The sequence below is a fragment of the Streptomyces sp. NPDC000941 genome, assembly GCF_053599555.1.
On the sequence record NZ_JBSFMM010000123.1, the window covers coordinates 1 to 20,097 of the forward strand.

17 protein-coding genes and 2 pseudogenes are annotated in these 20,097 nt (G+C 71.0%); 12 read left to right on the forward strand and 7 right to left on the reverse strand.

Annotation, left to right across the window (positions count from 1 at the left end):
- The 4 genes from ACWDSL_RS32315 to ACWDSL_RS32330 all read left to right on the forward strand — a co-directional run.
- The coding region (locus ACWDSL_RS32315) for an acetyl-CoA carboxylase biotin carboxyl carrier protein subunit (RefSeq protein WP_450491517.1) at positions 1–489 on the forward strand (489 nt) is incomplete at its 5' end.
- A 124-nt stretch (positions 490–613) separates the two neighbouring features.
- On the forward strand, positions 614–1,018 hold the full coding sequence (locus ACWDSL_RS32320; protein WP_450491518.1) for a hypothetical protein: 405 nt from the start codon (positions 614–616) through the stop codon (positions 1,016–1,018).
- 39 nt (positions 1,019–1,057) lie between these two features.
- Complete coding sequence (locus ACWDSL_RS32325; RefSeq protein ID WP_450491519.1) at positions 1,058–2,035, forward strand: hypothetical protein; 978 nt, start codon at positions 1,058–1,060, stop codon at positions 2,033–2,035.
- A 209-nt stretch (positions 2,036–2,244) separates the two neighbouring features.
- Positions 2,245–2,838: a TetR/AcrR family transcriptional regulator gene (locus tag ACWDSL_RS32330; RefSeq protein ID WP_385623422.1), complete on the forward strand. Its 594-nt coding sequence runs from the start codon at positions 2,245–2,247 to the stop codon at positions 2,836–2,838.
- 273 nt (positions 2,839–3,111) lie between these two features.
- On the opposite strand, the gene ACWDSL_RS32335 is transcribed toward ACWDSL_RS32330, so the two are convergent.
- Together ACWDSL_RS32335 and ACWDSL_RS32340 are read right to left on the reverse strand one after the other, a co-directional pair.
- Entirely contained in the window at positions 3,112–4,101 is a 990-nt protein-coding gene (locus tag ACWDSL_RS32335) for a DeoR/GlpR family DNA-binding transcription regulator (RefSeq protein WP_450491520.1), read from the reverse strand.
- Positions 4,102–4,270: 169 nt separating this feature from the next.
- Positions 4,271–5,719, reverse strand: coding sequence for an NAD(P)H-quinone dehydrogenase (locus ACWDSL_RS32340; protein WP_450491521.1), 1,449 nt, complete (start codon positions 5,717–5,719; stop codon positions 4,271–4,273).
- A 223-nt stretch (positions 5,720–5,942) separates the two neighbouring features.
- On the opposite strand from ACWDSL_RS32340, the pseudogene ACWDSL_RS32345 reads away from it, so the two are divergent.
- The 5 genes and pseudogenes from ACWDSL_RS32345 to ACWDSL_RS32365 all read left to right on the forward strand — a co-directional run.
- Positions 5,943–7,558 (forward strand): annotated as a pseudogene (locus ACWDSL_RS32345) (IS200/IS605 family accessory protein TnpB-related protein); the annotation flags it as partial.
- A gap of 103 nt (positions 7,559–7,661) precedes the next feature.
- Entirely contained in the window at positions 7,662–8,099 is a 438-nt protein-coding gene (locus ACWDSL_RS32350; RefSeq protein WP_089513235.1) for a gamma-glutamylcyclotransferase, read from the forward strand.
- A 206-nt stretch (positions 8,100–8,305) separates the two neighbouring features.
- Entirely contained in the window at positions 8,306–9,127 is an 822-nt protein-coding gene (locus ACWDSL_RS32355; protein WP_385623430.1) for a purine-nucleoside phosphorylase, read from the forward strand.
- Between the two features lie 827 nt (positions 9,128–9,954).
- Positions 9,955–11,721: a phospho-sugar mutase gene (locus ACWDSL_RS32360; protein ID WP_450491522.1), complete on the forward strand. Its 1,767-nt coding sequence runs from the start codon at positions 9,955–9,957 to the stop codon at positions 11,719–11,721.
- A gap of 67 nt (positions 11,722–11,788) precedes the next feature.
- Positions 11,789–12,211 carry a hypothetical protein gene (locus ACWDSL_RS32365; RefSeq protein WP_450491523.1) on the forward strand — a complete coding sequence of 141 codons (423 nt, stop codon included), beginning with the start codon at positions 11,789–11,791 and terminating at the stop codon, positions 12,209–12,211.
- Between the two features lie 41 nt (positions 12,212–12,252).
- On the opposite strand, the gene ACWDSL_RS32370 is transcribed toward ACWDSL_RS32365, so the two are convergent.
- A complete protein-coding gene (locus ACWDSL_RS32370; RefSeq protein WP_450491524.1) occupies positions 12,253–13,458 on the reverse strand; it encodes an FAD-dependent monooxygenase in 1,206 nt (401 codons plus the stop codon).
- A 141-nt stretch (positions 13,459–13,599) separates the two neighbouring features.
- Between ACWDSL_RS32370 and ACWDSL_RS32375 the strand changes: the two genes are divergently transcribed.
- Both ACWDSL_RS32375 and ACWDSL_RS32380 read left to right on the forward strand, forming a co-directional pair.
- The gene (locus ACWDSL_RS32375; RefSeq protein WP_450491525.1) at positions 13,600–14,319 is read left to right on the forward strand and encodes a TetR/AcrR family transcriptional regulator; all 720 of its coding nucleotides are present in this window, start codon (positions 13,600–13,602) and stop codon (positions 14,317–14,319) included.
- A gap of 46 nt (positions 14,320–14,365) precedes the next feature.
- On the forward strand, positions 14,366–15,700 hold the full coding sequence (locus ACWDSL_RS32380) for an ankyrin repeat domain-containing protein (protein ID WP_450491526.1): 1,335 nt from the start codon (positions 14,366–14,368) through the stop codon (positions 15,698–15,700).
- 31 nt (positions 15,701–15,731) lie between these two features.
- Here ACWDSL_RS32380 and ACWDSL_RS32385 read toward each other — a convergent pair whose 3' ends face one another.
- Positions 15,732–17,429: a protein kinase domain-containing protein gene (locus ACWDSL_RS32385; protein ID WP_450491527.1), complete on the reverse strand. Its 1,698-nt coding sequence runs from the start codon at positions 17,427–17,429 to the stop codon at positions 15,732–15,734.
- Between the two features lie 515 nt (positions 17,430–17,944).
- On the opposite strand from ACWDSL_RS32385, the gene ACWDSL_RS32390 reads away from it, so the two are divergent.
- Positions 17,945–18,148, forward strand: a complete 204-nt coding sequence (locus ACWDSL_RS32390; protein WP_450491528.1) for a hypothetical protein — start codon at positions 17,945–17,947, stop codon at positions 18,146–18,148.
- Positions 18,149–18,284: 136 nt separating this feature from the next.
- Here ACWDSL_RS32390 and ACWDSL_RS32395 read toward each other — a convergent pair whose 3' ends face one another.
- From ACWDSL_RS32395 to ACWDSL_RS32405, 3 genes and pseudogenes are all read right to left on the reverse strand, one after another.
- Positions 18,285–18,809: an AAA family ATPase gene (locus ACWDSL_RS32395; RefSeq protein ID WP_450491529.1), complete on the reverse strand. Its 525-nt coding sequence runs from the start codon at positions 18,807–18,809 to the stop codon at positions 18,285–18,287.
- Positions 18,810–18,942: 133 nt separating this feature from the next.
- Positions 18,943–19,428, reverse strand: a pseudogene (locus ACWDSL_RS32400) (IS5 family transposase); the annotation flags it as partial.
- Positions 19,429–19,507: 79 nt separating this feature from the next.
- Positions 19,508–20,092 carry a DinB family protein gene (locus ACWDSL_RS32405; protein WP_450491530.1) on the reverse strand — a complete coding sequence of 195 codons (585 nt, stop codon included), beginning with the start codon at positions 20,090–20,092 and terminating at the stop codon, positions 19,508–19,510.
- Positions 20,093–20,097 lie beyond the last annotated feature (5 nt).

Consider the following 20,097-nt stretch of genomic DNA (forward strand, 5'->3'; position numbering starts at 1 on the left):
ACCGACCCCGCCTTCACCAGCGACCCCTTCACCATCCACACCCGCTGGATCGAAACCGAATTCACCAACACCATCACCCCCTACACCCCCACGGGCACCGACGAAACCGACGAGCCCGTCGCCCGGGAGACGGTGGTCGTCGAGGTCGGCGGCAAGCGGCTGGAGGTTTCCCTCCCCGCCTCGCTCGGCGTGGCCACCGCCACGGCGGGCGGCGGGGCCGGGTCGAAGAAGCCCAAGCGCAAGGCCGTGAAGAAGTCGGGTTCGGCCGCGTCCGGTGACACGCTGGCCTCGCCGATGCAGGGCACCATCGTGAAGGTCGCCGTGGCCGAGGGCGACCAGGTCGCCGAGGGTGACCTGGTCGTGGTCCTGGAAGCCATGAAGATGGAACAGCCGCTGAACGCCCACCGGGCCGGCACCATCAAGGGCCTCGCCGCCGAGGTCGGCGCCTCCATCACCTCCGGCGCCGTCATCTGCGAAATCAAGGACTGACACCCCGTCGTACAGTCAAAACCTGGGCCCCGGTCGATCCCCTCGACCGGGGCCCAGGTACGTCCAGTGGCGGACAGAGCCACCCGCCCGGCAGGATGTGGACTCGGCCGAGCAGGGGGAGCCCATGGCACAGGGGGATCAGGAAGCACTCATCACGCGGATCCAGGCGGCCGCGCGGACCGGGGACGCGGCGGCGCGGCGAGCCTGGGACGCGCTGATCGCGCTGGTGCTGCGGCGGGACGCCACCGAGGGAGACCTTGTGGTGGCTCCGCACCGGCTCGTCGTACAGATCGAGGAACGCAGCCGCGAGGACCAGGAGTTCGCCCACGCCTTCCAGGAGTGGCTGAGCCGATACGGCACGGTCGCCGGAAGCAACGAGGTCCACATCGAGTTCAACGCACCCGGTTCCATCATCCAAGCGGGCAATGTCCACGGAAACATCACGTTCGAGGAAAGCCTCGCCGCCCGGCCCCCCGGCCCTCCGTTCGGTGACGACGACTGGGACGACGAGACGGACGACGACGCGTGACCCGCCTGCCCGACACCCACCCACGAGAGGCCCTCCCCCGTGGGTGACATCGCCAAGGGCGTGCTCGGCGGCGCCTGGACGCTGCTCGTCGGCTGGATCCTGCCCACCGCCCTCAACCTCTCCGTCTTCTTCTTCACCGTCGCTCCCAGCCTCCACCACATCGATCTGGCGCAGCGGCTGTGGCCTTCGTCGAAGGTCAACACCGCCGTCCTTCTGCTGACCGTGTCCCTCCTCCTCGGGCTGGTCCTCTCCGCCGTGCAGACCCTGCTCTACCGCCTGCTGGAGGGCTACGTCCTCTGGCCGGCCACCGCCTACGACACGCGCTGCCGCGGCCACCGGCAGACCAAGCAGGAGCTCCACGACCGCCTCACCCTGCTGCGGCTGGAGGAGCGCGAGCGCGCGGGCGCGTTGCCACCCGAGGCGGCCCGGCAACTGGCCGACCTGCGCGCCAACCCGCGTATCGCCCGAGCCGCCCGCCGGGACCGGCTGCGCACGGCGGCCCAACGCGCACTGCTCCAGGAGCGGTTGAGCCGATACCCGATCGACGGCGACCAGATCGCCCCCACCCGTCTCGGCAACGCGATCCGCCGCCTGGAGGAGTACGGCTATGACCGCTTCCGCCTCGACACCCAGGTGCTCTGGGGCGAACTGACCGGCATGGCACCCGAGCAGGTCCGCCCGCCAAGAGGAACTGGCCCGCGCCAGCGTCGACTTCTTCATAGCGCTGCTCTACGGGCACGCCGCAGTGGCCGCGGCCGCCCTGGCCGCCTTGGGCTCCGCGGACGCCGACCGCACCGCGCTGCTGACCACCGCGGCCGTCCTGATCGCGCTGATCCCGCTCTGGTACCGGTCCGCCGTAACGGCCACCGACGAGTGGGCCGCCGCCGTACGAGCGCTGGTCAACGTTGGCCGGAAGCCGCTGGCCGAGTCGCTGGGCCTGGCGCTGCCGACCGAGCTGGCCGCCGAGCGCACCATGTGGAGGCTGGTCTCCCGGCTTTCCCGGCTCCCCTACCATGAGCGCGCGGCCGCTCTCGACCCGTACCGCGCCGATCCCCAGCCGCCGCTGGTCCGGCTCCCGGTCCCGCCGCCGACGCCGCCCCCACCCGGCTCGTAATGGCATGCTTGACCCACGGCCCCGTACGGCCAGTCCGTACAGCTGGCCGACCCGTACGAGGCCAACCTCGTACGACCGACCCCGTACGACCAGCGGCGCAGGGAGGACCGCGATGGCGACCGAGACAGCCACGGCGCACACCCCACCGCGCGCCATGCGCGCCGACGCGCGCCGCAATTACGAGCGGCTGCTGACCGAGGCGAGGACGGCGTTTGTCGAGCATGGCACCGACGCGTCGCTCGAGGACATCGCGCGCCGCGCGGGCGTGGGGATCGGCACTCTCTACCGGCACTTCCCCAACCGCACCGCGCTCATGGGCGCCGTCTTCCAGAAAGAGGTCTGCGCGCTGCTGGCGCGCGCCCGCGAGCTGGCGAAGGCGCCACAGCCGTGCCGGGCGCTGGTCGACTGGCTGCGCGAGATCATCGATTACGCGAGCACCTACCGCGGGCTCTCACACGCCCTGATGGCGGCCTCCGGGGACGAGAGCTCATCGCTGTCCCAGGGATGCGGTCTGCCGATGCGCGAGGCGGGCAGCGCGCTGCTCGCCCGCGCGCAGCAGTCCGGGAACGTACGGTCCGACGTCGGCATAGACGATCTGATGCAGCTGACCAACGCCATCTCGCTGGCCGTGGAACAGTCGCCGGACGACCCGGAGTTGGCCGACCGGCTGCTGGCCCTGACCTTCACCGGCCTGAAGCCGCGCTGAGCCGGCCAGGGCATCAGCCCCCGCCAGGATTTCAACCCCGGCAGGATTTCAGCCCCGCCAGGGTTTCAACCCCCGCCGGTGCTTCAACCCCGCCAGGATTTCAACCCCGGCAGGATTTCAGCCCCGCCAGGGTTTCAACCCCCGCCGGTGCTTCAACCCCGCCAGGATTTCAACCCCCGCCGGTGCTTCAGCCCCGCCAGTGCTTCAGCCCCCGCCAGGGTTTCAACCACTATCGGTGCTTCAGCCCCCTCAGCGCCCCTGGCCTCCAGCCCCTCAGCGCCGCCGTGGCGCCAGGTCCGCGACCCGGCCTCCCGGCCCCGGCTGCTCCGCCAGCGGCATCGCGCCGCGCAGCGTGGCGCCGGGCCCGGGCCCCGGTGGGTGCGGGTGGTTGCGGCGCGGTCCGGGGAGCGGCAGCCCCTCCTCCGCGCCGCGCGCGGGGGGCGGGCCGCCGAGCCGGGGCTGCTGGCGGCCCGGTGCCGCCGGGCCGCCCTCACCGCCCGCCTGGCCCGAACCCGCGCCCGGCCCGGCCACCGCGATCTGCACGCCCTGGTCGGCGAGGGCCTGCAGTTCGGTCAGGGCGCGGTCGTCGTGCGGCGGCGGTTCGTCCGTGACCAGACGGGTGATCACATCCGTCGGCACCGTCTGGAACATGGTGTCGGTGCCCAACTTGGTGTGGTCCGCGAGGACCACCACCTCCGCCGCCGACTGCACCAGCGCCCGGTCGACGCTGGCCGACAGCATGTTGGACGTGGACAGGCCGCGCTCGGCGGTCAGCCCGCTGCCGGACAGAAAGGCACGGCTGACCCGCAGCCCCTGAAGGGACTGCTCGGCACCGCTGCCGACCAGCGCGTAGTTGGAGCCGCGCAGGGTGCCGCCGGTCATGACGACCTCCACCCTGTTGGCATGGGCCAATGCCTGTGCGACCAGCAGGGAGTTGGTGACCACGGTCAGGCCAGGGACGCGCGCGAGCCGGCGGGCCAGCTCCTGCGTGGTGGTCCCGGCGCCGACCACGACGGCCTCGCCCTCGTCGACGAGACCGGCCGCGAGATCGGCGATGGCCGTCTTCTCCGCGGTCGCTAGATGGGATTTCTGCGGGAAGCCGGACTCCCTGGTGAATCCGCCCGGCAGCACCGCACCGCCGTGCCGGCGGTCGAGCAGTCCTTCTGCCTCCAGCGCCCGCACATCCCGCCGTACGGTCACTTCGGAGGTCTGGACGACGCGGGCGAGCTCGCGGAGCGATACCGCTCCGTTCGCACGCACCATTTCAAGGATCAATTGGCGACGTTCTGCAGCGAACACGAAACTGACAGTAACGCCAACGACCGTCTGGTTTCAGCAGCTTGCACCAATTAACAGATGTTGTTCGTCTACGACCCCGCGAGATGGTATGGGAGCGGAATACGTTCCTCGCGCGCCGCTCCCGGCCCTCTTCCTACGCCTCCGCCTGCGTCTTCCGCGTGTGCAGCTGCCGCGCCACCTCGGCGATCGAGCCGGACAGCGACGGGTACACCGTGAAGGCGCTGGCGATCTGCTCCACCGTCAGGTTGTTGTCGACCGCGAGCGAAATCGGATGGATCAGCTCGCTGGCGCGCGGCGCGACCACCACACCGCCGACGACGATGCCGGTGCCCGGACGGCAGAAGATCTTCACAAAGCCGTCCCGGATGCCCTGCATCTTCGCGCGCGGGTTGCGCAGCAGCGGCAGCTTCACCACCCGGGCGTCGATCTTCCCGCCGTCCACATCGGCCTGCGAGTAGCCGACCGTGGCGATCTCCGGGTCCGTGAAGACGTTCGCCGAGACGGTCTTGAGGTTCAGCGGCGCGACCGCGTCGCCGAGGAAGTGGTACATCGCGATCCGGCCCTGCATGGCCGCCACCGACGCCAGCGCCAGCACCCCGGTGACGTCCCCCGCCGCGTACACGCCGGGCGCGCTGGTCCGCGAGACCTTGTCGGTCCAGATGTGGCCGGAATCCTTGAGCCGGACCCCGGCCTCCTCCAGGCCCATCTCCTCCGTGTTCGGAATCGAGCCGACGGCCATCAGACAGTGGGTGCCCGTGATCACCCGCCCGTCGGCGAGGGTCACCTCCACCCGGTCCCCGACCCGCTTGGCGGCCTGCGCCCGCGAGCGCGCCATCACGTTCATCCCGCGCCGACGGAAGACGTCCTCCAGTACCGCCGCCGCGTCCGGGTCCTCGCCCGGCAGCACCCGGTCCCGGCTGGAGACGAGGGTGACCTTCGAGCCCAGCGCCTGGTACGCGCCGGCGAACTCGGCGCCCGTGACACCGGAGCCGACCACGATGAGCTCTTCCGGGAGCTCGTCCAGGTCGTACACCTGCGTCCAGTTCAGGATGCGCTCGCCGTCCGGCTGCGCGTCCGGGATCTCCCTCGGGTGTGCCCCGGTCGCCACCAGCACGGCGTCCGCGACCAGTGTCTGCTCGGTCCCGTCCGCGGCCCGGACGATCACCTTTCGCGACCCGTCGGGCGACTGCCCCGGCTCCAGCCGCCCGCGCCCGCGCATCACGCGCCCGCCCGCGCGGGTGACCGAAGCGGTGATGTCATGCGACTGGGCCAGCGCCAGGCGCTTCACCCGTCGGTTGACCTTGCCCAGGTCGACGCCTACGACCCGGGCCGCCTGCTCAAGCGGCGGGGTGTCATCGGCGACGATGATCCCCAGCTCCTCATAAGAGGAGTCGAAGTTCGTCATCACCTCAGCGGTGGCGATCAAAGTCTTCGACGGCACGCAGTCGGTGAGCACCGACGCCCCGCCCAGACCGTCGCAGTCGACGACGGTCACCTCCGCGCCGAGCTGGGCAGCGACCAGCGCCGCCTCATAGCCGCCGGGTCCGCCACCAATGATCACGATCCGAGTCACATGCTCCATTGTCCCGCACTCGTTCGACATCACTCCTCCGGGGGGAGTGAACGGGTCACGACCGATGACACTTGATCGTGTTCTGACACATATGAGTGAGTCTCCGAGTGGTGGCACGCACACTTCCCCAGGCGGGGAACAGAGGTGCTTGCATCGAATGTGTGACCTTTGCCAGTGGTGGTCGTTGGGTGTGGTGACGGATTTCTGCGACACCGGGCCGGGGGTGAACGGGGTGGGGGGACTGCGGGAGGTGGCGGCACCGTTCGTGGTGCCCGGCCCGTGCGGGGTCGCGATCCGTACCCGGCTGGGGCGCCTGACCGCCGGGGCCGAGAAGGTGCTGCGTCTGGTCGGTGATCACCTTGGCTCGCTCGCCTCCCGTGATCTGAAGGCCCGGTGCGCGGCCGGGTGGAAGCACGACAGCAAGCAGTGGGCGCGGCGCAAGCGTGTCCTGACCGGGGAATCCTCCTCGCGCTGGGCGGGCAGCATCACGAAAGCCACCCACGACCAGTGGGCCCTCGCCCGGCGCGGCCGGCTCGCGCACATCCAGAGCCTGGAAACCGGGATCGCGACGATCACCCACCGGCTGAATGTGCCCGTGGGCGAGAGGGGCACCAAGCAGGCGCCGGGCGGCTACCGCACACGGCAGGAGTGGTCCGCCAAGTCCCGCCGCCTGCGCGTGCTCGAAGACCGGCTACAGGCGGTGCGGGCCGACCGTGAGGCCGGGCGGGTGCATGTGGCGCGTGGCGGCAAACGGCTGCTGAACACCCGCCATCACCTGCCGGAAGCACAGTTCGCCGAGGAAGAGTGGCGCAAGCGGTGGGAGGCTGGGCGCCGGTTCCTGCGAGCCGACGGCGAGTCCGGCAACCGGTTTGGCAACGAAACCATCCGCGTCACACCCGGCGGCGAGGTCTCGATCAAGCTCCCGGCACCACTGAAGCACCTGGCGAACGCCCCGCACGACCGGTACGTGCTCGCCGCCCGCGTGGCGTTCGCCCACCGGGGCGAGCAGTGGGCCGACCGCGTCACCGCCCACCGGGCCGTCGCCTACCGCATCCACGAGGACACCGCCCGCAGACGCTGGTATCTGACCGCATCCTGGAATCCTGGACGAGGCCACCGGTCCAGACCGTGCCGCTGGAAGCGGCCCGCGCGCACGGTCTCATCGGCGTGGACACGAACGCCGACCACCTCGCCGCTTGGCGCCTGGACCAGCACGGCAACCCCACCGGCGAACCACTCCGGTTCGAATACGACCTGGCCGGCACCGCCGACCACCGCGACGCGCAGGTCCGCCACGCCCTGATCCGCCTGCTGCACTGGGCCAAGCGCCACGGTCTCACGGTCGCGATCGAGGATCTCGACTTCCAAGCGGAGGCCACCCGCGAAAAGCATGGCCGCCGCAAACGCTTCCGCAACCTCATCTCCGGCATGCCCGTCGGCAAGCTGCGGGCCCGGCTGGTGTCGATGGCGGCCGAACTCGGCATCCCCATCGTCGCCGTCGACCCGGCCTACACCAGCAAGTGGGGCGCCCAGCACTGGCAGAAGCCCCTCACCAGCAAGACCAGGAAGACCACTCGCCACGATGCTGCCGCCGTGGCGATCGGCAGGCGCGCCCTGGGGTACCCGATCCGGTGACGGACGGCACCGCCCCGCACCCACCAGAGCGATGGATGCGGGCATCGGACCGTCCAGGCCCGACCGGGCACCCCGGGACGCGAGGCTCTGCCCATCAGCGGCCTCCGGCCGCGGGCCGCCCCCGCATCCCCGGACCACGGACACAATCCGTGCGCGCCGGATGCGGCGAGAAAGCGGTCGACCAGAACGCCCAACACCGTTCGGGGCGTTCGGCTGAGCATGAGTCCTGGCACCAAGACTCACTCCCGCCCAGTCTTCAAGGACGGTTCACGGCGCCCCCGAAACCTTCGTCCCCCACTCCCGTACCCTCTGAGCCATGTCGCTCTACGCCGCGTACGCCGGCAACCTCGACGCGCGGCTGATGACCCGCCGCGCACCGCACTCCCCGCTGCGCGGTACGGGGTGGATCAACGGCTGGCGCCTGACCTTCGGCGGCGAACAGATGGGATGGGAGGGCGCCCTCCCCACCATCGTCGAGGCACCGCGCTCCCAGGTCTTCGTCGCCCTGTACGACATCGCCCCCATGGACGAGGAGTCCATGGACCGCTGGGAGGGCGTCGGCCTGGACATCTACCGCCGGATGCGGGTCCGCGTCCACACTCTGGACGGCGACGAGGCGGCCTGGCTGTATGTACTGAACGGCTACGAGGGCGGTCTGCCGTCCGCGCGCTACCTCGGCGAGATCGCGGACGCCGCGGAGTCCGCGGGGGCCCCGCACGACTACGTCATGGAACTGCGCAAGCGCCCCTGTTGAGACCGCGGCCCGGTCGCGTCTTCGCCGCTTCCTCGCCGCCCCCTCACTGCCTCCTCGCCGTCTCCCCGCCGCTTCCCCGCCGCTTCCCCGCCGTTTCTCGTCGCTTCCCCGGCGCGCCTCTTCCGCGCAGTTCGATCGCGCCTTGGCAACGAATCGAACACCCCTGTCGATACTTCTACGCGCGTAGGCAATCACCGGCTAGTCTCATGCGCGTGAACGCATCAGTTACCCATCAGGGGGACCCCCACGCCGCCGCCGACGCCGCGGCCGCCCGCCTGCGCGAACTCACCGGCGCTGAGACCCACGACGTAGCCCTGGTCCTCGGCTCCGGCTGGGTACCCGCCACCGACGCGCTCGGCACCCCGGAACACGAGTTCCCCGTCACCGATCTGCCCTCCTTCCCGCCGCCCGCCGTCGAGGGCCATGCGGGCAAGATCCGCTCGTACAAGATCAACGACAAGCGAGCGCTGGTCTTCCTCGGCCGCACGCACTACTACGAGGGCCTCGGTGTCGCCGCCGTCGCGCACGGCGTACGGACCGCCGTCGCCGCCGGCTGCAAGACCGTAGTCCTCACCAATGGCTGCGGCGGCCTGCGCGAGGGCATGCGCCCCGGCCAGCCGGTGCTGATCAGCGACCACATCAACCTCACGGCCGCCTCGCCGATCGCCGGTGCGCACTTCGTCGACCTCACCGACCTCTACTCGCCCCGGCTGCGCGCGCTCTGCCGGCAGATCGACCCCAGCCTGGAGGAGGGCGTCTACGCGCAGTTCCCCGGCCCGCACTACGAGACGCCCGCCGAGATCACCATGACCCGCACCCTCGGGGCGGACCTCGTCGGCATGTCCACCGCCCTGGAGGCGATCGCCGCCCGCGAGGCGGGCGCCGAGGTCCTCGGCATCTCCCTGGTCACCAACCTCGCGGCGGGCATGACGGGCGAACCCCTCAACCACGAGGAGGTCCTTCAGGCCGGCCGCGACTCCGCCGCGCGGATGGGGAGCCTCCTGGCGCAGGTCCTCGACCGCGTCTGACTCCGCCTGCGCCTGTCGCCGGGCCCCGCCCGCCGGGACCCGCCCGCCGACGCCCCGGGCCACGGCCCGAGCCGGTGAACCCGTCGTACGCACTCGCCCGGTCCCACAGGACCGGAGCCAGTGCCCCGGACGCGCCGCCCCGGGCCGGTAACCCCGGCCCTGCGGCCCGAGCCGCCGACGCGAGCCACGGCCCCGGGTTGCGGGCCTTGGGCCACGGGCCCGAGTTACGAGCCTTGGGCCCCCGGCCGGACCCACCGGTCGGGACCCACCAGCACCTGGACCCGCTGGCCTGGACCCACCAGCACCTGGACCCGCTGGCCTGGCCCCACCGGCGCCTGGCCCCACCGGCGCCTGGACCCGCTGGCCGGGGCCCGCTGGCCGGGGCCCGCTGGCCCGGGTCGGTGCCCTGGACGTGCCGGCCGGACCCACCGGCTGACCCCGCCGCCCCGGACGCACCAGCCCGAGCCGCCAACCCGGGCCTGCGCACCCGAGCCGGAGACCCCGGCCGTGGTAACCCGCCCGACCGACTCTGCCCGGCCGACTCCGCCCCGCCGGCCCCGACTCGCCGACGCCGAGCCGCTGACCCCGGCTCGCCGCGCCTATCGGCCGGCGGGTGGCCCAGCCCGGCACAGGCGGGCCGTGGGCGTCACGTCTGCGTCTCGGGGTACTCACTGGTCAGCCACCCTCGGCGGCCATTCACCTCCGGCGGCGCCGAGGCGGCGGGCGCGGGTTCGCGACAGCGCTGCCCGGCCCCGCCCGACCCGCCCCGAACCCTCACGCACACGCCCAACCCAGCCACCCCCCAGAGCCACCCCAGGAGGCCGTCCATGGCGCCCACCCCAGAGTCCGAACTCATCTCCGAGTCCAGCGCCTGGATGGCCGAGGACCCCGACCCCGAGACCCGTGACGAGTTGACCGTGCTGCTGGAGGCGGCAGAGGCGGGCGAGCCCCAGGCGCTCGATCAGCTCGCCGAGCGGTTCTCCGGCACTCTGCAGTTCGGCACCGCCGGTCTCCGGGGCGAGCTGGGCGCCGGGCCCATGCGGATGAACCGCGCCGTGGTCATCCGCGCCGCCGCCGGTCTCGCGGCGTACCTCACCAAGCAGGCGGGCTCCACCGAGCACACCGCCCCAGGCGAGCGGCCCGGCCTCGTCGTCATCGGCTACGACGCCCGCTACAAGAGCGCCGACTTCGCCCGCGACACCGCCGCCGTCATGACCGGCGCGGGCTTCCGGGCCGCTCTGCTGCCGCGTCCGCTCCCCACCCCCGTCCTCGCCTTCGCCATCCGCCACCTCGGCGCGGTCGCCGGGGTGGAGGTCACCGCCAGCCACAACCCGCCCCGCGACAACGGCTACAAGGTCTACCTCGGCGACGGCTCCCAGATCGTCCCGCCCGCCGACCTCGACATCGCCGCCGAGATCGCCGCGATCGGCGGCCTCGCCGACGTGCCCCGCCCGGACTCCGGCTGGGAGACCCTTGGCGACGACGTCCTGGACGCCTATCTCGTCCGTACGGACGCCGTCCTCTCCCACTCCTCGCCCCGGGACGTACGCGTCGTCTACACCCCCATGCACGGCGTCGGCGGCGAGACGGTCATCGCGGCCTTCGCCCGCGCGGGCTTCCCGGCCCCCACGGTGGTCGCCGAGCAGGCCGAGCCGGATCCGGCGTTCCCGACCGTCGCGTTCCCCAACCCGGAGGAGCCGGGCGCGATGGACCTGGCGTTCGCGACCGCCCGCCGACTCGGCCCCGGGGGCGCGGACATCATCATCGCGAACGACCCTGACGCCGACCGCTGCGCAGTGGCCGTACCGGCTCCCGACCCCACCGCCCCCGACGCCACTCCCGCCGCGACCGCCTGGCGCATGCTCAGGGGTGACGAAGTGGGCGCGCTTCTCGCGACGCACCTCATCCACAAGAGCGCCCGCGGCACGTTCGCGACCTCGATCGTCTCCTCCTCCCTCCTGTCCCGGATCGCGGGCGCCGCGGAACTCCCGTACGCCGAGACGCTGACCGGCTTCAAGTGGCTGGCCCGGGTCGACGGGCTGCGCTACGCCTACGAGGAGGCGCTGGGCTACTGCGTCGACCCCGGCGGCGTACGCGACAAGGACGGCATCACGGCCGCCCTGCTCGTCGCCGAGCTGACGGCCGAGCTCAAGGAGCAGGGCCGTACGCTCACCGATCTGCTCGACGACATCGCGATCGAGCACGGGCTGCACGCCACCGACCAGCTGTCCGTACGCGTCGAGGACCTGTCCCTGATCGGTCAGGCCATGAAGCGGCTGCGCGAACAGCCGCCCACCGAGCTCGCGGGCCTCGCCGTGTCCTCAAGCGAGGACCTGTCGCGCGGTACGGCGACGCTGCCCCCGACGGACGGGCTGCGCTACCGCCTCTCCGGCCGCATCGGCAGCAGCCCGGGGAGCACGGTCCAGTCGGCCCGGGTGATCGTCCGCCCCAGCGGCACCGAGCCCAAGATCAAGTGCTACCTGGAGGTGGTGGTCGACGTCCCCGGAGCGGAAGCGCTCGCGTCGGCGCGTGCGACGGCGGAGCAGGTCCTGTCGGCGATCAAGGCGGATCTCGCTGCGGCGGCGGGTATCTGAGACGGTCGGCGGTCGGCGAGACGTTGGAAGGGGCCTATCGGGTACCCGGTGGGCCCCTACAATGGCCATGTCAGCCCTGACGGAAGGCTTCGGTTTCAGCGTGTCCTTTGCGAGTGAGCATCACTTGCCGCCGGATCAGGCAGCGGAGTTGGCGCGCAAGGAGCGCACGGGAAAAGAACATCTGCTGTGGCCGGGGCTGACCCTGGTGCCGGTCATCATCGCGGTGATCATGCTGCTGACTCCGGCCGACTTCCATGAGACCGTCGAACGCCAGAGCGGGATAACGGAAGACATCTCCCTGAAGTGCGGTTCCGTGGTCTCTCCGCGCGCGGAGCGCGCGGAGGACGGGTTCTCCCGCTACCGCGGCCAGTGCAACGCGCGGCGGACCCAGCGGCTAGGTTATGCCGGGCTCGTGCTCTCGGGCGCCGTTGTCATCGCGGCGGTCGGCGCCGCTGTTCAGCGCAGGCCGCGCGGTTCCGTGGCGGCGTGACCCGGCGGCATGACCGTCGGCGTAGTGCGTAGGCAAGACGCTCAGCGACCAGCCCCCGTCCGCAGACGCGGCTGCTCAGCGGCGTAGTCGGGCAGGGCCACATCGCTGCTGACCTTCTCCCCCAGCCTGAGCATCCAGTTCAGGAAGAAGGGCCTGGACAGCAGGCCGTTGCGGAAACGCAGGCCGGTCGCGGTGCCGGGCGCGAGGAACTTCCCGGTGCGGTCGCCGCCGGTCTGACAGCCCTTGGCGTACTGCCGGAGCCTGCCCTCGTAGCGCATGAAGGCCGCTCGATGGTCGCCTCCGGCCCGCGCGAGCTCGCCCGCCAGCACATAGGCGGCCACCACGGCGGTGCCCGTGCCCATCCCCCCGATGGTGGCCCCGCACGCCGCGTCGCCCACCAGGCACACCCGGCCCCTGGACCAGCTGTCCACATCCGCCCGGCTGATCGAGTCGAAGTACAGCTCGGGGGCCCGGTGCAGCGAATCCAGCAGACGGGGCACCTCCCAGCCGAGGCGGGAGAAGGCGTCGGCGATCAGACGCTTCTGCTGCTCGGGATCGTGACGGTCGTACGACAGCTCGGGCGCGGCGAAGACGAAGAACGCCCCGGCCCGCGCCGGGTCCCGGTGGTCGGCCCCGACGGAGGCGAGCCGCCCCGGCACGTTGTAGCCGACCGAGCCCTTCTCCCAGCCCAGTTCATTGGCGAGCTCCCAGGTGGCGGCGTAGTGGCCGAGGTGGCTCACGTAGTCCTCCTCGGGGCCGAAGGCGAGGCGTCGGACATTGGAGTGCAGCCCGTCCGCGCCGATCACCAGGTCGAACTCGCGCGAGGCCGCGTGCCGGAAGTCGGCCCGCACGCCGGAGGGGGTCTCGGTGAGGCCGGTGATCGAGTCGCCGAAGAGGTACTCGGTGTGGTCCAGGCTGCGCTCGTAGAGCAGTTGGGCCAGGTCGCCGCGTAGCACCTCGATGGCGCCACCGGCGAACTCCGCGGGCAGGTGCAGCAGCGTCCGGCCGCTTTCGTCGACGAAGCTCATCGGGCTGCCGCCGGTCCGCATCCCGCGCAGCTCGGGCAACAGGCCCATGCGCTCCAGCACGGTCAGGTGCGTATCGCCCCGGAAGTCGACGGCCCGGCCGCCGCCGCGCAGGGCCGGGGCCAGCTCGACGACCGTCGGGTTGAAGCCGTGGCGCCCCAGCCAATAGGCCAGCGCCGGACCGGCGATGCTCGCGCCGGAGATGAGGACGTTGCGGTTCATGGTTTCTCCACCCCTGAGAACTGTGTCCGATGGACACGATTAATTACTGTGTACCATAGACGCAGTTATTGGGCGCGGCAAGACGCCAAGAAGCGCAAGACATCAAGTAGCCAAGACATCGAGGCAAGAGGGGCGACGGACATGGCCGACAACCACGCCGAGACGGTGCGGCTGCTGTGGGGCCCCCACACCAAGCCGTCGCGCGGCCCCCGGCCGACCCTGGACCTGGACCGCATCGCACGGGCCGGTATCGAGATCGCCGACGCCGAAGGGCTGACCGGTGTCTCCATGCAGCGGGTCGCCGCGCAACTGGGCGTCACCAAAATGGCGCTGTACCGCTACGTCCCGGGCAAAGCCGAGCTGATCGCCCTGATGGTCGAGGCCGCGATCGGCCCGTACCCGACGTCGGCGGTGGAGGCACAACCCTCTGGCTGGCGAGGACAGTTGGAGGATTGGGCCCGCTGTCTGCTCTCCGCCTTCCTCCCGCACCCATGGACGCTCGACGCCACGATCGGACCGCGGGTCATGGGGCCCGCGCTGGGCTGGATGGAGCGCGCCGTCTCCGCGCTGGACGGTACGGGGCTCAGCGGCGCCGAGCGCATGGACGCGGTCGTCCTGCTGGTCGGCCATGTACGCGGCATCACCCAACAGGCCCGCGCGGCGGGCCCGGCGGGCACACCCGAGGCAGAGCTGGGCGGCATCCTCGCCGACCTGATGCGGGATCAGGGAGAGCGCTTCCCCGCCCTGGCCGCCGCCCTCGCCTCGGCGGAGCAGTCCGGCGGACAGGACCAGGCCTGGGAGTTCGGCCTCCAGCGCATCCTCGACGGTCTGGCCGTGCTCATCGACCAGCGCGAGAACTGACCGGGTCACGGCACGCGGCCGGGCCCCGTCGTACACAATCGCGGCCATGGACCTCAACGACGTACTGCGCTGCCTCAAGGAGGCCGAAGCCGACCGGCGCCGGCCCGAACTCCGCGGCGGGCGCTATGTGTCCGTGGCCAACCGCTACGCCTACGACGACGCCTCCCCGCTGCCGCTCGACCTCTTCGACGGGGTCGACGACGAGGAGGGGGAGGGGGAGGAATGCGACATCCTCACGGGGCTGGGCGAGGCCACGTCCGTGTACGAGGCGTTGGACATCCTGGCGTCCACCGTGCTGGACGAGATGGGGGATCCGCCCGACGAGGAGGACATGAGCGAGGCGGACCTCCAGCGGCTGGACGGCATCCACTCGCCGGCGCACCGCGCTCTCGCGTGCCTGCTCATGGGCTACGACGGCGCCATCGACGTGGACACGAGCGCAGGCGCGGGCTGGTTCGCCGGTGCCCGCCTCATCCTCCTCAGCACAGCGGTCCCGCCCAACCAGGAAGCCGACTACGGCATCCTCGAACTCCAGCCCACCGGCGAGCCCACGGACGCCGACCGCGCGCTGATGGACGCCGCCGAGGCCGGTGACGCCGACGCCCTCTCCGAGGCCCTGAGCGAGGGTGCCCGCGTCAACGCGCTGGACGAGCGCGGCATGAGCGCACTCCACATCGCCGTGGCCCACCGCCAAGCGTCCGCCGTGACAGCACTGCTCGCCGCAGGGGCCGATCCCGCGCTCCAGGCCGCCTACAACAACGCCCCTCAATTCGCGTCACTCGACGACAGCGAACGGGTCACGGCCGGCGTGGAACGGCTGGAGGACGCCTGCCACCTGGCCATCCTGCGCACACTCATCGACGCGGAAGCCCCCATCAACGCGCAGAACCGCGACGGCTCGACCCTGCTCGACCTGGCGATCGCCACCCAGCCCTACCCCGAGGAGACGATTCGCCACCTCGCCGGCAGAGGCGCGCGGAGCATCCGGCTCACGGATCCGGATTTCGGCCGCCTCCTGGCCGTCCTGCCGTACAGCGACGGCCGCCAAGCCCTCGAAACACGCGTCAGCCAGCTGCGGTTCCTCCTCGAGTCGGGAGCCCGCCCCGAGGACGCCGAGATGGCGGCCCAGCGGCCGTGGCTACGAGCTCAGGACGGCCCGGCCTTGCACGCGCTGCTCCACTTCACCGGGTACTACGAGCGCGAGGTGCCCGGCGAGATACTTCTCGCGCTCGTCGATCTGCTCGTCCGACACGGTGTCCGCGATACGTCGTACCAGGGCAGCACCGCGCTGGAGTGCGCCGAGGGGTGGGTGAAGAACGGCCACGCCAATTACGAGCCGGTGGTGCGAAGGCTCCGCGAGGCCGCCGAGGGAAACGTCTGACGGACTCTGTCCCGGCCTGTCCACGAGAGCGTCACAGGCGGCCCCAAGGGTCAACGGGCAGCGTCGCAAAGGAGACTGCCGACACCCACCGCTGACCGCCGTACTCGGAGAGGGCTTCCATCAGGTCGGTCCGCTGTCGCTCCGTCATCGGACCGAGGACACAGATGGGAATCCGCCCGCTCGGGCGGACTTTGACCGTGCCTGGCTCGGGATAGATCCATCCTGCCGGTCGCATCATCGTCGGCCGCCTGGCGCCGGACGCGAGGTCGATGTGGACTCCGGTGTACCGGTATGACGGTGACCCCTGGATCTCTTCGATGGCAACGCGCTGGATCCGGTCCCAGGCGAACTCGTGCCTTCCCGCGGCGCTGTGGGTCACGATGCCCTGGGGACCGACGTGCAGCCCCCACCCGCCTCTGTTCTTGCGCAGGCGCACGTGTCGCACTTCCCCGAACGTGTTCACGACTGCGACGACGACCGCGATGACCGCGATGACCGCGGCAATGATCCCCAATCCGAAGAGAAAGCCCCACGGATTGTCATCGTTCCCAGGCCCCGTCCGGAAGCGCCCCGTACCGATCGGGAAGTAGATCATCCCTGCCGCCGCCAACGACAAGCCCACGGCCCAGAACCAGGTACGGACGCTGCCCGGTCCGCGCGCGTAGGTGGACAGCTGCTCGGGGCCGACCCAGCTCGCGTCGAACTGTCCGGCGGAGCCGGCCAGGCGCCGCGTCTGGGCTGCCGTCTCCGCAGGCGGCCGCGGTGACCGGGGTACGCGTTGCCCGAGCCGGGCCCGGGCAAGCGTGTCCGCTTGGGCGAGCACCGCCCTCATCGCCCCGGCCGTCCTGGCCAGCAGCACTTTACGAGCCTCGGCCGAACTGTCCGCGGGGCCGTACGCGAGCGCGGTCCGCAGGCGGCTGAGGCGTTCGAGGACCTGCCGCGCCGACTCGGGACGTCGCTGTGGATCACGCGCCAGGAGTTCGGCGACCAGCGCCGTCAGCGCGGGCGGTGCGTCCGGGCGGAGCGCGGCGAGTGAGGGGGCGTCCTCGTCCAGTTTGCGGCGTACGAGCGCCAAGGCGTTGTGCCCGGTGAAGGGTGGCCGACCAGTGAGCAGGGCGAACAGCACCCCGCCGAAGGCGTAGAGGTCCGAACGCACATCGCCGCGTTCGGTGAGGAACTGCTCCGGCGCGCCGTACTCAGGGGTGCCGGCAGGAGTCAGCTGGGAGGTGCCCGCCACGGTGAACATGGTCTGGATGAACCCGGCGATGCCGAAGTCGACGACTTTCACCTGCCCGTCGGGGGTGATCATCACGTTGTGCGGCTTGATGTCGTAGTGGATGACACCGGCCTGATGCGCGGCGGCGAGTGCCGCACAGATCCCGTACGCGATCTCCAGCGCTCGGACAGGAGGCATCGGCCCTTCGTCACGGATGTGTTCGGCGAGCGTGGCGCCCTCGACCTTCTCCATGATCAGGAACAGCGCGTCCTCGTGGACACCACGGTCGTGGAGAGCGACGGCGTTGGGATGGTTGACCTGCGCGGCAGCCACGGCCTCGCGCTCGAACCGCAGGGCCAGCTCCGAGTCGGGCGCATCCTGGAGGACGAGCAGCTTGACCGCGACATCACGGCGCAGGCTCCGGTCTCTTCCGGCCCACACCTCGCCCATACCCCCACGGCCGAGCCGCTTGATCAGCTCGTACCGGCCCGCGATCAACTCACCGCGCTCCAACGCCCACCCCCGTCGACTCGGGCATACGACAGCCAGGATACGAACGATGCGACGCAACGGCCCCCGCCGGACGGCGGGGGCCGTGCTCCGGCGCCGTTGGGCGTATCAGGCGGCGGGCGCACCGAAAGCCACGCTTGCACTACAAACAGTAAACAACCCTCCGGCCACACACAGGACCCGCGCGACGCGACTTGGAGGGAGCGTCCGGGGGCATGGCCACCAGCCGTAGCCATAAGGAGCTGATGACGTGCTCGAACCTAACCGCTTCGCACTCGCATATGTGAGCGCCCTTTTCGCCTCCCGGATCCCCGATGCGGAGGCGCCCGAATGAACGCGACGACCGGCCTGCGCCTGCTGCCCTGGACCAGCCCGGACGGCAAGCCGTGCTACCTGGCGGCGGACGACGGCGACAGCCGCTTGAGCCGACGCGCCGACGCGCCGATGCGCCGATGCGCCGATGCGCCGATGCGCCGATGCGCCGATGCGCCGACGAGATCGAAGCCCTCCAGCTATCCATGGGAACGCAGCTTCTCGGCCACGCCCGGATGCTGCTCGCCGACCGCAAGGCGGATGCCGGCGAACTCCGGTTCCTGGCGAACCGTCTGTGCGAGGCGCTGCGCGATGTGCTGCGCATGGCGGAGAGCAGGGGCAGGCGCCTGCCGCCGCACGACGAGCCGCACGACGACAGCCCCGCCCGGGACACCGGGGAGTCGTCATGACCGACCCGGCAGGTCAAGGCCAAATGCCGTCCCGGGACCGGGGCCCGTGGCGCGCACACGCCTGTCCGCACTACTCGACACCGGGAGGTCGTTCTCTGTTGCCACCTGCTCCTGCGTTTCGCGCGGCGGGCGGGCCTCAGCTCTTGACGGCCTCTGCGATCCGCAGGGCGGCCTGGGCGGGCGTGAGGTGCGTGGTATCGACGACCTCGGCCTCGGCGTGCAGCCACGTGCGGGCCGCCTCGGCGTAGGGCTCAAGGTATTTGAGACGGAATGGGGAGTTGGGGCCGACAACGGTGTCGCCCGCGATGCGCCTGCGGAGGGTGTCCTGGTCGGCGTGGAGGACGAAGTGTCGTACCGGAACCGCATGTTGGGCGAGGCCCGTGCTGATCTCCCGCCAGTACTGCTCGACCAGGACAGTCATGGGGATCACCAGAGTGCCGCCGGTGTAGTCGAGTACGCGGCGGGCGGTCTCGACGACGAGCGGCCGCCACGGCGGCCAGTGCTGGAAGTTGTCCGTACTGGGCAGCCCCGGCGTGATGTCCATGAGTGTCTCGCCGACCTTCTCGGCGTCGAACACCCGTGAATCCGGGATCAGCTGCTGCACGAGTGCACTGGTCGTCGTCTTGCCTGCGCCGTGGGTGCCATTGAGCCATACGATCACGGGATCCAACGCTACCCTCGTCGTTTCGGTCGGGTACGGTAGCTGGTGCGGCGGACATCCGAACACGCCCTCCTGACCTGGGACGATGAACCTTCCTGGGGAGTTTGACGGGTCGGCGCCGCCGTGGTCCCCGGCGGGACCGGGCGGCGGGTATGCCGCGGATGAGCGGCTTGAGTGCGAGGCTGTCGTGCATGTTCGCGCCGGACACGGCGACGGCGAGCGGGATGCCCTGGGCATCGGACAGCACGTGCAGCTTGCTGCCCTTCTTGCCGCGATCGACCGGGTTCGGCCCGGTCGGCGATCCCCCCTTTTTCGCGAACGGAGGCCGCGTCGACGATCGCCGAGCTCCAGTCCACCTCGCCCCGGGCCCAAGTTCGTCCAGCACCGCCCGGTGCAGCCGACGCCACAGGCCGGCCTCGGTCCATGCCGTGAGGCGGCGGTGCGCGGCGGCGGGCGACGTGCCGAACGTCGGCGGCAGATGCCGCCAGGCACAACCACTGGTCAGCGCGTACACCACTGCCATGAACACGGCCCGCTCGTCACACGGAGCGGTCCCACCACCTTGCGGACGAGCAGCGGAACGACGGCAGCGACGGGGCGGCCGACCCCCAGAGTTCATCAGGAACCAGACGCTCCGGTAGATCAGCACCCACGACCGGCATCGTGACGCACGAACATCACGTCACATGAGACAACTTCTAAGCCTTGGTTGGTGCCGCCGTCCTGGCGGCCTGCTCGATCTTCGCGCAGTAGGCCGCACGGGCTTCCTCGTCGATCTGCATCTCGTATTCGGCGCGCACCCCGGTCCGGCCGTCGAGGCCCTCGCGCAGGATATCGGCGTGCCCGGTATGCCGGATGGACTCGCCGAGGACATGGACCATGACGGCGAACAGGTTCGTGTTGGGATAAGGCTCCGGCCACCACGGCACGTGGCCGGGGGCGTCGAGGGGAAGCTCGTTGATCGTCGCGTCCGAGTGTTCCCACGTGCGCCGGTAGAACCCGATGATCTGATCGCGGGTCTCGTCCTCGGTCGCCCACAGATCGCTGCCGTCGGACTCCTGCCACCGGCACAGCGGTTCCGGGGAAGGGCGGTCGAAGACCTCGCCGAAGTACCTGGCCTCGACGGTGGCCACGTGTTTGACCAGGCCGAGGAGGTTGGTCCCGGTCGCTGTCAAAGGTCGGCGGGCGTCGTATTCGGACAAGCCGTCGAGTTTCCAGAGCAGCGCCTTGCGGTCCCGCCGCAGTCTCCCATGCAGGTTGTCTTTCGCGAATTCATCGATCATGCGGC

Bases quoted from the DNA above. Each gene is read 5' to 3' on its own strand.
- ACWDSL_RS32320 (WP_450491518.1), top strand. From the start codon at position 614: ATGGCACAGGGGGATCAGGAAGCACTCATCACGCGGATCCAGGCGGCC.
- ACWDSL_RS32330 (WP_385623422.1), top strand. From the start codon at position 2,245: ATGGCGACCGAGACAGCCACGGCGCACACCCCACCGCGCGCCATGCGC.
- ACWDSL_RS32335 (WP_450491520.1), bottom strand. From the start codon at position 4,101: ATGGTGCGTGCGAACGGAGCGGTATCGCTCCGCGAGCTCGCCCGCGTC.
- ACWDSL_RS32340 (WP_450491521.1), bottom strand. From the start codon at position 5,719: ATGGAGCATGTGACTCGGATCGTGATCATTGGTGGCGGACCCGGCGGC.
- ACWDSL_RS32350 (WP_089513235.1), top strand. From the start codon at position 7,662: ATGTCGCTCTACGCCGCGTACGCCGGCAACCTCGACGCGCGGCTGATG.
- ACWDSL_RS32355 (WP_385623430.1), top strand. From the start codon at position 8,306: ATGCGCGTGAACGCATCAGTTACCCATCAGGGGGACCCCCACGCCGCC.
- ACWDSL_RS32360 (WP_450491522.1), top strand. From the start codon at position 9,955: ATGGCGCCCACCCCAGAGTCCGAACTCATCTCCGAGTCCAGCGCCTGG.
- ACWDSL_RS32365 (WP_450491523.1), top strand. From the start codon at position 11,789: ATGTCAGCCCTGACGGAAGGCTTCGGTTTCAGCGTGTCCTTTGCGAGT.
- ACWDSL_RS32370 (WP_450491524.1), bottom strand. From the start codon at position 13,458: ATGAACCGCAACGTCCTCATCTCCGGCGCGAGCATCGCCGGTCCGGCG.
- ACWDSL_RS32375 (WP_450491525.1), top strand. From the start codon at position 13,600: ATGGCCGACAACCACGCCGAGACGGTGCGGCTGCTGTGGGGCCCCCAC.
- ACWDSL_RS32380 (WP_450491526.1), top strand. From the start codon at position 14,366: ATGGACCTCAACGACGTACTGCGCTGCCTCAAGGAGGCCGAAGCCGAC.
- ACWDSL_RS32390 (WP_450491528.1), top strand. From the start codon at position 17,945: ATGGGAACGCAGCTTCTCGGCCACGCCCGGATGCTGCTCGCCGACCGC.
- ACWDSL_RS32405 (WP_450491530.1), bottom strand. From the start codon at position 20,092: ATGATCGATGAATTCGCGAAAGACAACCTGCATGGGAGACTGCGGCGG.